16 protein-coding genes are annotated in these 16,454 nt (G+C 39.9%); 14 read left to right on the top strand and 2 right to left on the bottom strand.

Annotation, left to right across the window (positions count from 1 at the left end; genetic code table 11):
- The 11 genes from B5F08_RS04635 to B5F08_RS04685 all read left to right on the top strand — a co-directional run bounded on the left by B5F08_RS04635 (position 1) and on the right by B5F08_RS04685 (position 13,313).
- Positions 1-780 (top strand): DUF4430 domain-containing protein, encoded by a 780-nt coding sequence (locus tag B5F08_RS04635; protein ID WP_158096217.1) that lies wholly within the window; start codon positions 1-3, stop codon positions 778-780.
- A gap of 36 nt (positions 781-816) precedes the next feature.
- Positions 817-1,689 (top strand): energy-coupling factor transporter transmembrane component T, encoded by an 873-nt coding sequence (locus tag B5F08_RS04640; RefSeq protein ID WP_087376854.1) that lies wholly within the window; start codon positions 817-819, stop codon positions 1,687-1,689.
- The gene (locus tag B5F08_RS04645; protein ID WP_087376856.1) at positions 1,671-3,332 is read left to right on the top strand and encodes an ABC transporter ATP-binding protein; all 1,662 of its coding nucleotides are present in this window, start codon (positions 1,671-1,673) and stop codon (positions 3,330-3,332) included. The genes B5F08_RS04640 and B5F08_RS04645 overlap by 19 nt, the downstream gene beginning before the upstream one ends.
- Complete coding sequence (locus B5F08_RS04650; protein WP_158096218.1) at positions 3,322-4,035, top strand: ECF transporter S component; 714 nt, start codon at positions 3,322-3,324, stop codon at positions 4,033-4,035. Before B5F08_RS04645 ends, B5F08_RS04650 begins: the two co-directional genes overlap by 11 nt.
- Before the next feature lie 374 nt (positions 4,036-4,409).
- Positions 4,410-4,715 (top strand): hypothetical protein, encoded by a 306-nt coding sequence (locus tag B5F08_RS04655; RefSeq protein WP_087376858.1) that lies wholly within the window; start codon positions 4,410-4,412, stop codon positions 4,713-4,715.
- 43 nt (positions 4,716-4,758) lie between these two features.
- A complete protein-coding gene (locus tag B5F08_RS04660) occupies positions 4,759-6,567 on the top strand; it encodes a dockerin type I domain-containing protein (protein ID WP_087376860.1) in 1,809 nt (602 codons plus the stop codon).
- Between the two features lie 165 nt (positions 6,568-6,732).
- Positions 6,733-7,875: a glycerate kinase gene (locus tag B5F08_RS04665; protein ID WP_087376862.1), complete on the top strand. Its 1,143-nt coding sequence runs from the start codon at positions 6,733-6,735 to the stop codon at positions 7,873-7,875.
- Positions 7,876-8,238: 363 nt separating this feature from the next.
- Positions 8,239-9,492 carry an efflux RND transporter periplasmic adaptor subunit gene (locus B5F08_RS04670; protein ID WP_087376864.1) on the top strand — a complete coding sequence of 418 codons (1,254 nt, stop codon included), beginning with the start codon at positions 8,239-8,241 and terminating at the stop codon, positions 9,490-9,492.
- Positions 9,489-10,187, top strand: a complete 699-nt coding sequence (locus B5F08_RS04675) for an ABC transporter ATP-binding protein (RefSeq protein ID WP_087376866.1) — start codon at positions 9,489-9,491, stop codon at positions 10,185-10,187. Before B5F08_RS04670 ends, B5F08_RS04675 begins: the two co-directional genes overlap by 4 nt.
- A complete protein-coding gene (locus B5F08_RS13230) occupies positions 10,174-12,042 on the top strand; it encodes a biotin/lipoyl-binding protein (protein WP_087376868.1) in 1,869 nt (622 codons plus the stop codon). Before B5F08_RS04675 ends, B5F08_RS13230 begins: the two co-directional genes overlap by 14 nt.
- 14 nt (positions 12,043-12,056) lie before the next feature.
- Entirely contained in the window at positions 12,057-13,313 is a 1,257-nt protein-coding gene (locus B5F08_RS04685; RefSeq protein ID WP_087376870.1) for an ABC transporter permease, read from the top strand.
- 62 nt (positions 13,314-13,375) lie between these two features.
- Here B5F08_RS04685 and B5F08_RS04690 read toward each other — a convergent pair whose 3' ends face one another.
- Both B5F08_RS04690 and B5F08_RS04695 read right to left on the bottom strand, forming a co-directional pair.
- Entirely contained in the window at positions 13,376-13,918 is a 543-nt protein-coding gene (locus B5F08_RS04690) for a stage V sporulation T C-terminal domain-containing protein (protein WP_087376872.1), read from the bottom strand.
- Between the two features lie 111 nt (positions 13,919-14,029).
- Positions 14,030-14,722, bottom strand: a complete 693-nt coding sequence (locus tag B5F08_RS04695) for a DNA alkylation repair protein (protein ID WP_087376874.1) — start codon at positions 14,720-14,722, stop codon at positions 14,030-14,032.
- 171 nt (positions 14,723-14,893) lie between these two features.
- On the opposite strand from B5F08_RS04695, the gene B5F08_RS04700 reads away from it, so the two are divergent.
- The 3 genes from B5F08_RS04700 to B5F08_RS04710 all read left to right on the top strand — a co-directional run bounded on the left by B5F08_RS04700 (position 14,894) and on the right by B5F08_RS04710 (position 16,257).
- Entirely contained in the window at positions 14,894-15,409 is a 516-nt protein-coding gene (locus B5F08_RS04700) for a DUF6036 family nucleotidyltransferase (protein ID WP_087376876.1), read from the top strand.
- A complete protein-coding gene (locus B5F08_RS04705; protein WP_087376878.1) occupies positions 15,406-15,924 on the top strand; it encodes a hypothetical protein in 519 nt (172 codons plus the stop codon). The genes B5F08_RS04700 and B5F08_RS04705 overlap by 4 nt, the downstream gene beginning before the upstream one ends.
- 132 nt (positions 15,925-16,056) lie before the next feature.
- A complete protein-coding gene (locus B5F08_RS04710) occupies positions 16,057-16,257 on the top strand; it encodes an alpha/beta-type small acid-soluble spore protein (RefSeq protein ID WP_087376880.1) in 201 nt (66 codons plus the stop codon).
- Positions 16,258-16,454: the final 197 nt, after the last annotated feature.

Genomic DNA, 16,454 nt, shown 5'->3' on the forward strand with positions numbered 1-16,454 from the left:
ATGAGCAAAAAGAGATTATCAGCCCTTTTAATGGCGCTGACCCTCGCCGTTGTTATGATTTTTTCGGGATGTACTTCCGATGACAACAGCGCCACAACAGAAACTGTAAAATCAACAGCGACGACGGAAAAAACAACTGCTGAGGGAACGACGGATAAAACCGACGAAACAGAAAACCTGACATCTTCCACAGACGCTCAGGAGGAAACTGACGCCCAAAGCACTCAGAATGTCAAAGCCACGGAAAAGCAGGAAAACTCCAATAGCGGAAATTCCGACAAAACTCCCGTGGCTACGGCTCCTGAGTCAACAACTCAGCAGGCAACAGAACCTGCAACAGCAAAGCCCACCGAAGCTCCCACAGAGCCCCAGGCAAAAACCTGTACAATAAACATCAACTGTTCAACTATCCTCAACAATATGGATAAGCTGAAAGAGGAGAAAAAAGGTATTGTTCCCGCAAACGGAGTTATACTTTCCGGATGTGAAATAGAGGTGCAGGAGGGTGACTCGGTTTACGATGTTTTGGTGAGAGCCTGCCAGCAAAATAAAATTCATATGGACGCCGACTACACACCGGCATACGGTTCTGCTTATATAAAGGGAATTGCAAACCTTTATGAAAGAGACTGCGGAAGCCTTTCCGGCTGGACATACAGGGTAAACGGAGTTTTCCCAAGTGTGGGATGCAGTTCTTACGATGCAAATGAAGGCGATGTTATAGAGTTTCTCTACACCTGCGATTTAGGGGCAGACGTGGGAAACGGATTTAACGGCTGATAAAAATTAAATTCTAATTAAAAAGGGGTGACACGTATGTACAATGAATTTGCAAAGTGCCACCCCTTTGTCAATTTTTTGTATTTTTTATTTGTGATTTCCGTCACTGTGTTTTTTAACCACCCTGTTATAATGGTGATTTCCCTTGTAAGCTCTTTGACCTACAGCGCACTTATAGTGGGCAGAAAATTTTTAAAATATCTTTTCTTTTTTATTATTCCCATGTGTCTTTTGTGCGGAGCATTAAACCCTGTGTTTAATCACCAGGGAATGACAATTCTTATGTATTTTCAAGACAGAAATCCCCTGACTTTGGAGTCAATAGTTTACGGAGCCGTTTCGGCTGTGCTTCTGGCAAGCGTTATGATGTGGTTTGTCTGCTTTAACGGAGTTATGGATTCTGATAAAATTATTTATCTTTTCGGCAGGGTTGTCCCCTCATTGGCAACCATTATAACAATGGTTATGAGGCTTGTTCCCATGTACGCTTCCCATTTTAAAGATGTATATAAGGTAAGGGCGTCCACAATGGGAAATATGGATATTGTAAAAAAACTCAGGGCTGGACTGGCTTCCGTGTCCTCCACAACCACATGGGCTTTGGAAAATGCTGTGTATACGGCGGACTCCATGACCTCAAGGGGTTACGGAACCGGAAAAAGGAACTTTTATTCCGACTTTATGTTTACAAAACGTGACGCAGGACTTTTGATTTTCCTGATTGGAGCGGGAGCGGTGTTTTTCGTTTCCGCTTTGTCAGGTGGAGGATATGCAATGTATTTTCCTTATATAAAGCTTGGTGAAAATCTTTGGCTTAACCTGACGGCTTATGTATCCTTTGGCATAGTGTCATTTATGCCGGTTTGTTTTAATTTGTGGGAGGATTTAAAATGGCGGTTCTTGAAGTAAAAAATCTGAATTTTACATACCCTGACTGTGTAAAGCCTGCTTTGAAAAATATAAATTTCAAGGTTGAAGAGGGAGAAACAGTTCTTGTGTGCGGTCTTTCCGGCTGCGGAAAAAGCACTTTGCTGAGATGTCTTAAACCCTCCATTATGCCTTTTTATAAGGAGTTTTCCGGAGAAATATATTTTGAAAATGAACCTGTAAAAAATCTTTCTCAAAATGAGCAGGCTCGAAATATCGGATTTGTAATGCAAAAGCCGGATAATCAGATTGTAACCCACAAGGTTTGGCACGAAATGGTTTTTACCATGGAAAATTTGGGGTATGACAAGGAGATTATGCGCCTTAAAGTCGGGGAGATGTGCAGCTACTTCGGATTAAATCATCTCTATGAAAGGGACGTAAACACCTTATCCGGAGGACAAAAACAGCTTGTAAATCTTGCCTCGGTGCTGGCAACAGACCCAAAGCTTATTATTCTGGACGAGCCTACCGCCCAGCTTGACCCGATTTCTGCCGGAGAATTTTTAAGCGTAATAAAGAGAATAAACAGGGAGCTTGGCATAACCGTAATAATGTCTGAGCATCATCTGGAAGAGGTTGTTTCCTTTTCTGATAAGCTTCTTGTTATTGATAAGGGCAGTCAGGTGTTTTACGGCGACGTAAGGGACGGAATAAAAAAGGTGTCCCAGGAAAAGCCGGAGCTTTTTAAGTCCATGCCCGAGGGTGTAAGGCTTTACAGCAGATTTTCAGAGGAAAAAGACTATCCCTTGGATGTGTGCGAAAGCAGAAGCTTTTTAAATGTGCTTACGGAAAAAAGAGCACTTAAAACTATTGAAGCGGAAGAAACAGAGAATTTAAAGGAATCACAGGAGGCTGTGTCCTGTTCTCAGCTTTGGTTTAAATATGACAAAAAGGAAAAAGACATACTAAAAAATCTTTCCCTTAAAGTTTTTAAAGGGGAAGTGTTTTCCTTACTTGGGGCAAACGGTTCGGGAAAAAGTACATTGCTGAAATGTTTAAGCGGAATTGAAAAGCCCTACAGAGGAAAAATAAAAATTACTACTGATGATAAAGACAGAAAATGGGCGGCATATCTTCCCCAAGACCCAACAATGCTGTTTTTAAAAGAGACTGTGAAAGCGGAGCTTGAAGAGTCTTTGCACAGCGGAAAGCTTGGGTTTACTTCTGAGGAAAAGAAAAAAATCGCAGAGGTTATAAAGTTTTTTGAGCTTGAGGAGCTTCTCGATATGCACCCATATGATTTAAGCGGAGGAGAACAGCAAAAGGTGGGACTTGCCAAGCTTTTGCTGAAAGAACCGGAGATAATACTTTTGGACGAGCCCACAAAGGGCTTGGATTTTTCTTTTAAAGAAAAACTTTCCGATACAATAAAAAAGCTATCATTAAAAGGAAAGACAATTATAATGGTTTCCCACGATATAGACTTTGCGGCGAAATGTTCCCACAGATGCGCAATGCTTTTCAACGGAATGATTTTATCCTGCGATACTCCAAGAGAGTTTTTCGGAAAGAACCGTTTTTACACCACCTGCGCATCCAGAATGGCAAGGGGAATAATAGAGGGCGCAGTGTTTACCGAGGATATATACAATGCCCTGGGGGTGGACGCCCATGAAAATTAACAGGGTTTTAAATTCCAAAACCGTGGCGGCAGCGGCAATTTTGCTGTCAGCTTTGCTTGTAGCCGCAGGTGTGTTCCTTTTAGAGGACAGAAAGTACATGCTTATATCAATGGGAATAGTGATACTTTCATTTATTCCCTTTGCGGCAATGTTTGAGGGGAAAAAGCCCAGAGCCAGAGAAATAACCGTAACAGCGGTGATGATTGCCATTGCAGTTGTAAGCAGGGCGGCGTTTTTTATGCTTCCTCAGTTTAAGCCCATGACTGCGGTTGTGATAATATCGGGGATTGCCTTAGGGGGAGAAACCGGATTTGTGGTTGGGGCTATGTCGGCTTTTGTTTCCAACATGCTTGTGGGTCAGGGACCTTGGACACCGTGGCAGATGTTTGCCCTTGGAATAATAGGCTTTATTTCAGGGCTGATATTTACAGAGCAAAACTTTCAAAAGAAAAAGCTTATAGTGGGCATTTACGGATTTTTAGCGGCATTTTTGATTTACGGGTTTATTGTGGACACATCCACTATTGTGATGACTGTATACCAGCTGAATTTCCAGGCGGTTTTGGCGGTTTATCTGGCGGGAGTTCCATTTAACTTAATACATGGAGCGGCCACATTTATCTTTTTAATGTTAATTGGCAATTCTATGATAAGGAAACTTTCCAGAATAAAGAAAAAATTCGGAATATTACATGGAAAATAGCAATATATTAAATATTGTCTAACTTAACGGATTTTAATATGTTTTATACAGAAAAACGCATGAGAAAATTTGCTTCTCTATGTGTTTTTCTTTTTTTTATAAATAATACCTTTGTGAATGTGTTGTGAAATGAAATTAAAAAAAGCCTTGACAAAGGGTGATTTTGGTGTTGTTTTTATATTGAAAAATGGATTTTAGATAAAAACTTTTATTAAATTTTCATAAAACATTTTTTAAAAGAGAAAATATGGTAAATATATGTGTTTAGGACAGCATATGCGTTAACAGTGCATAATTCTGTTTTATATAAATCATATAATAGACAAAAAATAAGAAATACGAAATTCAATAAAAACGAAAGGTGGAGAAATTTCTTGAAAAACAGCCTTTACTCATGTTTTAAAAACAAAAGTTTATATATTTTTTTAGTTTTTGTACTAATTATAGGGATTGTATCCGCCGGATGCTCGGAAAATAAAAAGCCGGATATAATTTCGGATATTGAAGGGACAAAAGGATATGTAAGAACAGTAAGCGGCGAGGAAAAAGAGTTTTACAGCGGACTTCTGGAAAAAAGCCTTGAGGACGGGGAGGATTTGGAAAAAGCGGTTGAAGAAAAAATAAACGAGGACAACGCCCTATACCTTATAAGTAATAAAATGGGACTTACCCAGCCATAACACAGGAGATTATTCCGTATCCATCTCAAGCTCTGAGGACGCATTGGAGCAGGATGTTCCAAATACTACCGCTTCAATGACATACACAGCTACAGTTTGGGCTAAAAATACAGCCGCAAACAGCAGCGTGTACTTTGGAGTTAAAAACTACGGCGGTGAGGAAATCAAGCAGAAGATTGATAATTCCTCAGATTACAAGCAGTATGAGCTTTCCTTTACAGTATCCGGAAATTCAAAACCAAGAGTTTATATTTGGGCAGAAAGCCTCAGCGGCGGTTCTGTTTATGTTGACGACTTCAACATGACAGTTAACAGCGATTTTGATACTCTTGCAATTGAAAACGGAAAACTTACAGTTACATACAGAGAAAATTTGACAGAGGAAATCTCTAAGGAAGACTTTACATTGAACGCAGTTTCTTCACTTGATGAGGAAACAATTATTCCTCTTGAGATAACAGAGGTTACAAAGATTTCTGAAAACAAAGCTGAAATCGCTTTCAATCCTATCGAAGCTTCTCCTGTAGAGCAGACAATAACCGTTGATGTGGACTATAAGGGACAGACCTTTGTTCTTGATTGTGTTATAGACGCAAACGGTGAAGAGCTTGACAAGGGTACAATTTCAAACTTCACAGCAGATAAAATAAGCTGCTATGCAGAGTTTGAAACACTTCCAACAGTTGCTCCGGAACAGTCAGACTTTACACTTCAGAGAAAGATTAACGACGGTGCTTTTGAGGAAGTTGAAATAAAGAGCTACAGCTTTGACAGAGCTGCAAAAAAAGCAAGCTTTGGCTATTCAGCTGTTCCTACAACAGACGAGCCTCAGAACGTAACAGTAAAACTTACCTATGACGGAAAAGATTACGAGGCTTCCTATGAAGTTGTAAAGGGTCAGGGCACAATCTATTATGTTGACTCTGAAAACGGTAACGATACAAACAACGGTACTTCAGAGGGAACAGCTTTCCAGACAATTGAGAAAATCAATTCTATTGAATTCCAGCCGGGCGACCAGATTCTCTTTAAGTGCGGAGGAACATGGACAGGCGCTTTGATGCCAAAGGGTTCAGGTGAAGAAGGCAACCCAATCACAATAGGAAGCTATGGCGAAGGCCCTAAGCCTGTTCTTATGCCTGGTGAGGACTGGACAGACGATAGTTACATTCCTAACTATATCAATAAGGCTAATACTGTTATAAGCAATGTTGTTACAAACAACGTAATTACATTCTACAATCAGGAACACTGGGTAGTAAAAGACCTTGAGCTTTATGACCCAAGAGGTGAAGCAGAAGGCTTTGACCCAAGCCAGTACTACAACAGAAAATACTACTACAGAGCTATCCTTATCAGACTTACTGCAACATCAACAGCAGGTGTAGGCGGCGAAGATACATTTATCACAGCAGCTGAAATAATGCTCTATGAATTTGTAAAACCAGAAACACCAGAGGTTGACAAGACCTCTATAGAGGAACAGCTCAATAGATACAATGGTCTTAATAAGGCTGATTACACTGAGGAAAGCTGGAATGCTATGGAAGCTGTCCTTGCAGAAACAAAGATAGTATTTGAGAATGTTGCTGCAACAGAAGAGCAGGTAGCACAGGCAGCTGCAAACCTCAGGAATGCAATCGATTCTTTGAAGAAAGTTTCAGGCTATGAAGTAGGAGACGTTGACCACAGCGGCTCAATCGATATCGACGACGCTACAGCCATTCAGTGTCATCTTGTAAAGATAGAGCCAATGGGAACTTTTGACGAGAGCCTTGCAGATGTTAACGGCGACGGATATATAACTATTATTGATGCAACATTTATCCAAATTATGCTTATGAGTAACTAATGCCATAAAATTCATTTTACGACTCCTTTTTTAGGATATGAATGTTCTCAATCAGGGAATGGCGGCAGACGAAAGTCTGCCGCCATTTTCCTTTGCTAAGTAAAAAAATGTTTTTAAAAAGAGGATAAAGTGTTATAATTATAAAAACTGAGGGAGTGTTAAAATATGAAAATAGTTTTTGCTTCCGACTCCTTTAAAGGGTCTTTATCCTCCGGAAAAATCTGCGAAATTCTGGAGAGAACATCTAATAAAATTTTTCCAAATGCTGAAACCCAAGGCGTCTGGGTGGCAGACGGCGGCGAGGGTACGCTGGACGCTGTTTTAAAGGAAAGAAAAGGTGAAAAAATCACGGTAGCAGTCCATAATCCTCTCTTTGAGAAAACAGAAGCGTCGTATGCAATGTTTGACGGAAAAGAAGCTTTGATAGAAATGGCGTCGGCCTCAGGACTTACCCTTATTGAGAAGGATAAGAGAAATCCTTTAAAGACCACATCCTTTGGTACAGGGGAGCTTATCAGGGACGCAATAGAAAGAGGCTGCAAAAAGATAATCCTTGCAATAGGCGGAAGCGCAACAAACGACGGCGGAATGGGAGCTATGTCCGCTTTGGGCTTTAAATTTCTGGATAGGTTCGGAAATGTTTTGAGTGGAACAGGAGAAGAACTTGAAAAAACCGCAAAAATAGAAATCTCCAATGGGAAAAAGCTTATTGAGGGCGTAGAGTTTCAGGTTATGTGTGATGTGACAAACCCGCTTCTCGGTGAGAACGGTTCTTCATATGTGTTTGCACCTCAAAAGGGAGCGGACAGCCAATGTGTAAAGAAGCTTGAAAGAGGAATGGAAATTTATTCCCGTGCAGTAAAAGAGGCGGTGGGAAAGGATTTCTCACAAAAACCCGGAGCAGGAGCCGCAGGGGGAATGGGTTTTGCACTTATGGCGTTTTTGGGAGCGCAGATAAAATCCGGCATAGATACAGTTTTGGACCTGATAGACTTTGACGGAAAAATTAAATCAGCGTCACTTGTAATAACCGGAGAGGGAAGAATGGACGGCCAGTCGGTTTGCGGAAAGGTCCCGTACGGAGTTGGCATGAGGTGCAGAAAATACAATATTCCCTGTGTTGCCGTGGTTGGAGGACTTCTTGAGGGCTACGAAAAAATCTATGACAGCGGGATTAAAAGCGTAATTACCACAATAAACGGAGAAATGACTTTGGAATATGCTATTGAAAACAGCGAAAAACTTTACGAGGACGCCGCTTTCAGGCTTTTAAGTGCGGTAAAGTGCGGAATGGAAATGAAAACATAAGTTAAGAAAAAATATATATAATTGAAATGCGTTGCTTTTGTTATTAAGGCGGCGCATTTTTATTTTCTTATTATTGCGTGTTTTTCTTTGCTTGGCTTAAATTTTTTATAAAAATCGGAAAAGCCATTTGCTTGCTCTTTAATAAGAGTGAAACTTAAAAATTTCTTAATTTTTTATTTTCTCTATAGACAAAAAACAGCCCGTGTATTATAATAAATTTAAAAATATTGATAACTTAAAACGAAAATATTGTATAAAATTGATTAAGGTTATACGGTTTTGATGTAATATCAGTATTTGACGTGAATTTTGTAAAATATTACCGATTTTTTAATAACATCAGATAAAAAGGGAGGAAATCACATGAAAAAGAAAGCAATAATTATAACTGCGGCTGCGGTTCTTATAGCTGCCGCAGGAGTGGTGACATGGCAGCTTACCTCGGGATTTTCAGGGGACAGCCAAACGCTTTTATATGCGGAGTCGGTAGGAAAAATGACAAACACCGATATGTCACAAAACCGATTTGCCGGAGTTATTGAGGCTCAAAACGCTTTGAATATAAATCTGGAAAATAATCATACGGTAAAGGAAATATTTGTCACCCAGGGTCAGACTGTTGAGGTGGGAACAGAGCTTTTCAGCTATAATACAGACGAAATAAGCATGAACCTTGAACAGGCAAATTTGGAGGTTGAAAAAATAACCAACAGCATTGAGTCATTGAAAAGTCAGATCGAAAGTCTGAAAAAGGAAAAGGCAAATGCGCCGTCCTCGGAACAGCTTTCATATACAACTCAAATTCAGGAGCTGGAAATGAACGTAAGGCAGGAGGAGTACAACAAAAAGGTTAAGGAACTGGAGGTTTCAAGACTTAAAGACTCCCTTGAAAATTCCGTTGTAACCTCGACCATAGACGGTGTTGTTCAGGAAATAAACGAAAACCCGTCCTATGACCAGTATACCGGAAATCAAAAACCTTTTATGAGTATTCTCGCCACGGGAAAATACAGGGTTAAAGGAACAGTAAACGAGCTGAGTGTAAGATCTATTTACCGTGGTATGCCTGTTATAATTCGTTCCCGTGCAGATGAAAGCATAATATGGTCGGGAACTGTGGATAACATAGACACACAAAAGCCTGAAACAGGAAATCAGAACATGATGGGCGGAGAGTCAGGCGGTTCTACAAAATATCCTTTTTATGTTTCCCTTGAGTCCTCAGATGGGCTTATGCTGGGACAGCATGTTTACATAGAGCCTAATCTGGGAGAAAATACCGAGAAAGAGGGAATGTGGCTGCTTTCCGATTATATCATCACAGAGGAAAACGGCGAGTCCTATGTTTGGGCAGTTGGAAACGGCGATAAGCTTGAAAAGCGCAAGGTTACCCTTGGAGAAAAGGACGAAAACGATTCAACAGTTGAAATTCTCGACGGATTAAAAGCCTCCGACTACATAGTGTGGCCCAGCGAAGACTGCAAAGAGGGGGCAAAGGTAAGCAAAAACAACAATGAAATGCCTATAGGCGGCGGAAGCGATGATGTTATTTACGGCGATGACGGCGGTTATGTGTGGGAAAACGGAAGCGCATTGCCTCAGGAGGCAGAAATATGATTTTACAGCTGGAACATATTTATAAGGATTACAATCAGGAAAAATTTGTTGTGCCTGTTTTAAAGGATGTTTCTTTCTCTGTGGAAGAGGGGGAATATGTGGCTATAATGGGGCCGTCAGGCTCGGGAAAGTCCACGCTTATGAATATAATAGGCTGTCTTGATACACCAACATCCGGCACATATTTTTTAAAGGGCGTTGACATAAGCGGAAGAAGCGACAGCGAAATGTCAAAAATAAGAAACAAGTCTATAGGCTTTGTTTTTCAGAATTTTAACCTGCTTCCCAAACAGAGTGCAGTGGAAAACGTGGCTTTGCCCTTGCTTTATTCGGGAGTTCCCAGAAAGGAAAGACGAGAAAGGGCAAAAGCCGCCCTTGAAAAAGTGGGACTTGAGGACAGGCTGGAGTTTAAACCCACACAGCTTTCCGGCGGACAGAAACAGCGTGTTGCCATTGCCCGTGCAATAGTGACAAAGCCGGATATCCTTCTTGCCGACGAGCCTACAGGAGCTTTGGACACAGCTTCCGGCTTGCAGGTTATGGAGCTTTTTAAGCAGTTAAATCAGGAGGGGATGACGGTTATAATGATAACCCACGACCCGGATATTGCCGCACACGCCCACAGAGTAATGACCATTCGTGACGGCATTTTGAGCAGTGCTGAAGAAGAGGAGTTTTATTATGAGGAGGAATAAAAAGAAAAAGCTTATCGCCGTGATTTCCGCATCCCTGGCTGTTGTTTTGGTTGCAGGTATAGTTCTGCTGGCTGTAAACGCCGGAGGAGCACCGGTGAAAGTGGCTTCGGTAAGCGTTATGAATCAGGTCTACTGGGGAGGAAATTCCCAGATATCGGAATATGGAAACATAGTTGCCGACATGAACCAGACCATAAATTATGACGACTCCCTTACCATAAAGGAAATCTATGTTAAAGAGGGCGACAAGGTAAAGGCCGGTGACCCTCTCATCTCCTACGACACCACTTTGGTGGAAATGGAGTACGACATGAAAAAAATGCAGATAGAGGGAATAGGTCTGAAAATTCAAAATTTACAGGCTGAAATTGACCAGCTTAAAAGAAACGGAACATCATACTCGGCCTATGGGTCTTCTGCAAACACAAGGGCAAAAATTGTTCCGGCAGGATATAAGAGTGGGAATTTTCTTTCTGTAAAAAACGTGGCGGCAGTCACCGAAAAATCCTTGCCGGAAGGTCAGGTTTACAGCGAGATAACGGAAAATTCAGTTCCCTATACGGGAAAGGGAACAAAGGAAGAGCCATACAGATATTACATATATCCTCCCGAGGGAAAAACAACTGTGAACCTCAGCAAAGAGTGGATAAAAAAATCCCTGGATGAAAAGAGCGTTTCGGTGTTTGACACCGTTGACAGCGCAGAAAATCCATCGAAGATTGTTTTTTCCTGGGAAATGGATTTTGAAACCCTTTCAAATCTGGTTGGAAGCGGCAGTATAGGAACTGAAATCCCTCCGGAGCTTCAGGGAAAAGAAATACTTGAAAATATTTCCTCTCTGTCCTCCGCCTATAACTATGATACGGCAGATGGAACAGCGGAAAATCCCTATAAGTTTCTTTGCGCACCCGGCGTGTCAGTGGACAATGTGTTTATGTCTGATATGCTGGCAAATGGAAGCGTTGCGGTTTTTCAGGTTGTGGACAGCAAGGAAAATCCACAGAGAATACTTTATTCCTGGACGCTGGACGGTCAGGGCGGAAATACCCAGCAGCCTACTGAGCCGGAAGAACCTCAGGAGCCTACAGAACCGGAGGACCCGGGAATTGATATTCCGGCAGGGCCTACACAGGAGGAAATAAACAAGCAGATTAAGGAAAAAGAGGATAATATAAAATCCTTAAACCTTGAAAAAAGAAACTTCGAGCTTGAGCTTAAAAAGCTTGAACAGAAAGTCAATGGCGGCGTTGTAAACAGCACAATAGACGGAACGGTAAAGACAGTAAACGATGCGGAAAAGGCAAAGCTTGAAGGTTCTCCGCTTATCTATGTGCTGGGCGAAGACGGCATATATGTTACAGGTTCCGTGGCGGAAACAGCCCTTGATAAGGTTCAAAAGGGAACGGTAATCACTGTCACCTCATGGGAAAGCGGCGAAGTCCGTCAGGCGGAAATCACCGGAATAGGAGCAACTCCTGTTGAGGGCGGATATTTTTCAGGAAACCCCAACATGTCATATTATCCTTTTACGGCGGTTATTTCAGAAGAGGCGAATTTCAAAAACGGCGAGGGTGTTTCAATTTCCTCAGAGGGCTTTACCTCCTCCGGTGAATTTATGGATGACATTTATCTTATGCAGGCATTTGTTAGAGAGGACCAACAGGGTTTTTATGTTTTTATGAAAGACGAAAACGGACTTTTGAAAAAACAGTATGTTGAAATAGGAAGAATCACCGACGGAGCTATGGAGATTAAATCGGGACTTTCAATGGAAGATGAGATAGCTTTCCCATACGGCAAGGACGTAAAAGAGGGAGCAAAAACAGTTTCGGTGGAAACACTGTATGAGTATTGATAAGGAGGTATCCCATGTTAGAAAATATAAGACTGTCATTTCAGGGAATATGGGGTCACAAGATGAGGTCTGTTTTGACCATGCTTGGAATTATCATAGGAATAGGCTCTATCATAGCCATTGTTTCCACAATTAAAGGAACTAATGAGCAGATAAAACAGAACCTTGTGGGAGCAGGAAATAATGCTGTTAAAATACAGCTTTATCAGGGAGATGTGCCCATTGATTTTGCTTTTCAGTCTGCGCCTGCCGGCGTGCCGGAAATAAGCAAAACTGTCCTTGAAGAGATTACAGACCTTGAAGAGGTGGAAACAGCCTCCCTTTACCACATGAGAAACGAGTACGACGCAGTTTACAGAAACGCCGTATCTCTCGGAAGCGGAAATATAATCGGTGTGGATGAAAATTATCTGGATGTTTACGGATATCAGATAGTAAAGGGAAGAGGAATTTCCAAAAGCGACTATGAAAACAAAAATAAGGTTGCACTTATTGATAAAACCACAGCCTTAAATCTGTTTTCCGACCAAGACCCTATCGGAAAAACAATAGAAATCAAGGGAGAGCCTTTCACGGTAGTGGGAGTTGTGGGCAAAAAGGCGGAGTTTCAGCCTGTTATAAATTCTCTTGATGATTACTATAGATATATGAACTCAAATTCTTCCGGTATGATATGCATACCTGACCCTGTTTGGCCTATGATTTATAATTTTGACGAGCCGAAAAATCTTGTGGTTCGTGCTACAAGCACCGACGACATGACAGCGGCAGGAGAAAAAGCCGCCGAAATTTTAAACGGATATCTCTATGTAAAGGATACCTCTATTGAATACAGAGGCGAGGATTTGATGGAACAGGCAAAACAGCTTCAGGAGCTGAGCAATTCCACAAACCAGCAGCTTATCTGGATTGCCAGCATTTCCCTTTTGGTTGGCGGTATAGGAGTTATGAATATAATGCTGGTATCCGTAACAGAGAGAACAAGGGAAATAGGACTTAAAAAAGCCTTGGGAGCCAGAAAAAGAAAGATACTTGCCCAGTTCCTTACGGAAGCGGCGGTGCTAACTTTACTGGGAGGAATTATAGGAATAGGGGCTGGAATAGCCCTTGCCTATGGAATATCGGGACTTTCCTCGGTTCCTGTGGCCATAAGCGTTCCTATAAGCCTTATTGCAGTGCTGTTCTCAGTGGTAATAGGTATTGTATTCGGCTTTATTCCATCATTAAAAGCCGCCAACATGAATCCGATAGATGCATTGAGATATGAATAATTTTTAATATAAATAAAAAGTCAGAACCTTTATATGGCTCTGACTTTTTATTTATATGAAGTTTATTCTTCCATCTGCTTTCCGAGAAAGGCTGCAGCGGATTGGCAAAGCTTGCTTTCTGTTTCTGTGGGATTTTTTCCGTCTGAAGATTTAAGCATAACAACCGCCCCGAAAACATCCCCTCCGGAAATTATGGGGTACATCACAGAGGCAACGTCCGATGTGTCCTCCAAAGGCACCAAGGGTGAAATAACTCCGTTTCGGAAAACAAAGCTCTGTCTGTTTTCCATGTATGTGTTTAAAGAGTTTGAAATTCCCTTTTCCATATAATCCTTTTTGGGAACTCCCGCAGAGGCTATCACTCTTTCCCTGTCGCATATGAGGGTTGGAAGAGATATGACCTTGTATAAAACATCCGCATACTGTGCGGCAAACTGTGAAATTTCTCCCACAGGTGAATATTTTTTAAATACAACCTCGCCGCTGGGAAGCGTGAAAATCTCAAGAGGGTCGCCCTCTCTGATTTTTAATGTTCGCCTTATTTCTTTGGGAATAACCACCCTGCCCAAGTCGTCAATACGTCGAACAATTCCTGTTGCTTTCATATTTTCTTTCTCCTTATATATCAATTCAGTGTTTTTAGATTTAAAGCCTGTGTAAAATAGTCTTTGAAATATAAGGGAAAATATGCAGAAAAATCCACGTCGGATATTTTGTTATTTTATTTTTAAAGTTTTTAAAAATTCTTTCTGTTCCTTTGTTATGCGGTAGCTTTCAACGGCTTTTTGGATTGTTTTATTGTGTGTCCATTTTTCAAGCCTTTTTTCCTGCAAATAGGGAAGAATTTCTTCATAATTTTTTGCAAGTGCCGTTGCGAAATACCACGCAATCATCATGTTTATGTAGTATTCCTCCGACCTTACCGAGGACACAAGCTGACCGTAGCTGTCGTCATAGTTTTCACCTAAATAAAAGCTCATAAGCATACCTATTGCAAACCTTACGGTGTAGGTGTGGGAGGATTTTATCCATCTATGTATGTGAGGCAATAATCTTTCAGTGTTCTTTTTAAAAATTTTAGGGGACATAAGGTCGCAGGTCGCCCAGTTATCAACATATGGGAGAAAATTGTTTAAACTTTCGATGACCTCATCAAAATTTTTCATGTCGCTTATAATAGCTCCGTGAACATTGTCCTCCTCGTAATATTTGTGAGGCAGAGACTGCAAAAATTCCTTTGACTCAGGAGTTTTTGAAAAGTCCTTTGCGATTTTTCTGAGAACAGGAGTTCTGACGCCGATAATTTTTTCAGGCTCAATATTCGGTATAAGCTTGCTTTGAAAAGATTGATACTGTGTATCCTGATTTTCAAAAAGTATATCAAGTAAAATGTTTTCGGATTTTTTCAAATAAACACATCCTTTGTCAATAATATTTTAATAAATTATAGTTAAAAAAGTTTATGGAATCAATAGGTGAACGAGTTTTAAATAATTTGATTGACATTTTGATATTATTATAATATAATTAAAAATAAATAATACTATTATTTAAAAATTAATATTTTAGGAGGTGTATATATGGAATTGGATAGAGATGAAATAATAGCAAGACTTTTACAAATAGATAGTGATATGAGTTTACTTGACACGACCGATGATATTTATGATTGTGTTATTGTAGGGGGAGGCGCACTTGTGTTGATGAGAAAAATCTTTAGGTCAACACGTGATATAGATGCAATAAGTGCCAGTGATGAAATAAAACCTTTATTAGATAACTATAATATGAATATGAATGTAAAAGCCTATATGACTTATTTTGCTGAAGATTATGATAAAAGAGTTGTAAAAGTAGATATACCAACATCGAAAGTTAATTTCTATACGATATCTCTTGAAGATTTGGTTGTTTCAAAATTGTGTTCTATGAGAGAAAAGGATATGGAGGACATTGAAAGTGAAACAGTTTATAAAGAGTTAGATTGGGAAATAATGGATAAATTAGTTAAAGAAGTTTGTTATGGGATGATTAACGATTATGAGGTGAATTTATTAAAAATTAAATATGAACATTATAAGGAGAGATTTAAATGAGACGATTAACATTTAAAAGTTACCTGATGTCACAATGCAGAGTGTTTTCTGACAAAGACAGTACATCTCTTTATACATTTTCAAAACTCAGTGCAGATAATGCAAGATTAAAGGACGCATTGAGTTTATATCTTGCTTTGTACACTCCAGAAAAACTTGAAAATAGATTAAAGAGCAAATTTGATTATCTGAACCGCTCTTGCGAAAAGCTTGTTGGTATAAACGAGGAAAATATTGATGTGTTTCTTCAAGATAAAAATAAAAGTGAATTCCGTACAATTTATGATAATTTCTTGTATGCACAAAATTATCAGGAAAAAGAAAATAATATAAAAACACTTATGTATAATAAGATTTTATATCTTAAAGAAGAAAAACATATTACGAATTATTGTATTTATAAAAAACTTAATCTAAATCCTGGTAATACAAATACTTTTTTGAAAAACGGAGATGTTAGAAAAGTAAGTCTTGATACAGTTAGAAAAATTCTTGCTTTTGTGAACGAATATTAAAAAAGACTGACAAAAATTGCCGATAATAAAAATATTTTTATCTGCCACAATATTATCACGGCGGTAAACAAAGCCGCTGCAAAAATTAAAAATTAACAGATTTAAAATATTAAATTAAGGAGCGAATTTTTTATGTCTAACAATTCTAACAACAGTATCAATATCCCAGAGGCAAAAGAGGCTATGGAAAGATTTAAGATGGAGTGCGCAAGCGAGGTTGGCGTTAACCTTAAGCAGGGCTACAACGGCGATTTGACATCACGTCAGGCAGGTTCTGTTGGCGGCCAGATGGTTAAAAAGATGATCGAAGAGTACGAAAGAAACATGAAATAATTTATTTTCAGTTTTTCCTTAAAAAGAAATATTAAACTTCGAGGGAAGAATATTTCTTGAAAATCAGGGCGTGTGTGAAAAATACACGCCCTTCAGCTTGTCCAAAAACCCTGAATTTCTATCTGAAATTCAGGGTTTTTGCGTTTATCAAGCAACCAACACTTTGATAAAAAAGAAGGAGGAATTGGGGTTTAGCC

The sequence above is a fragment of the Anaeromassilibacillus sp. An172 genome (assembly GCF_002160515.1).
GTDB lineage: Bacteria > Bacillota > Clostridia > Oscillospirales > Acutalibacteraceae > Limousia > Limousia pullorum.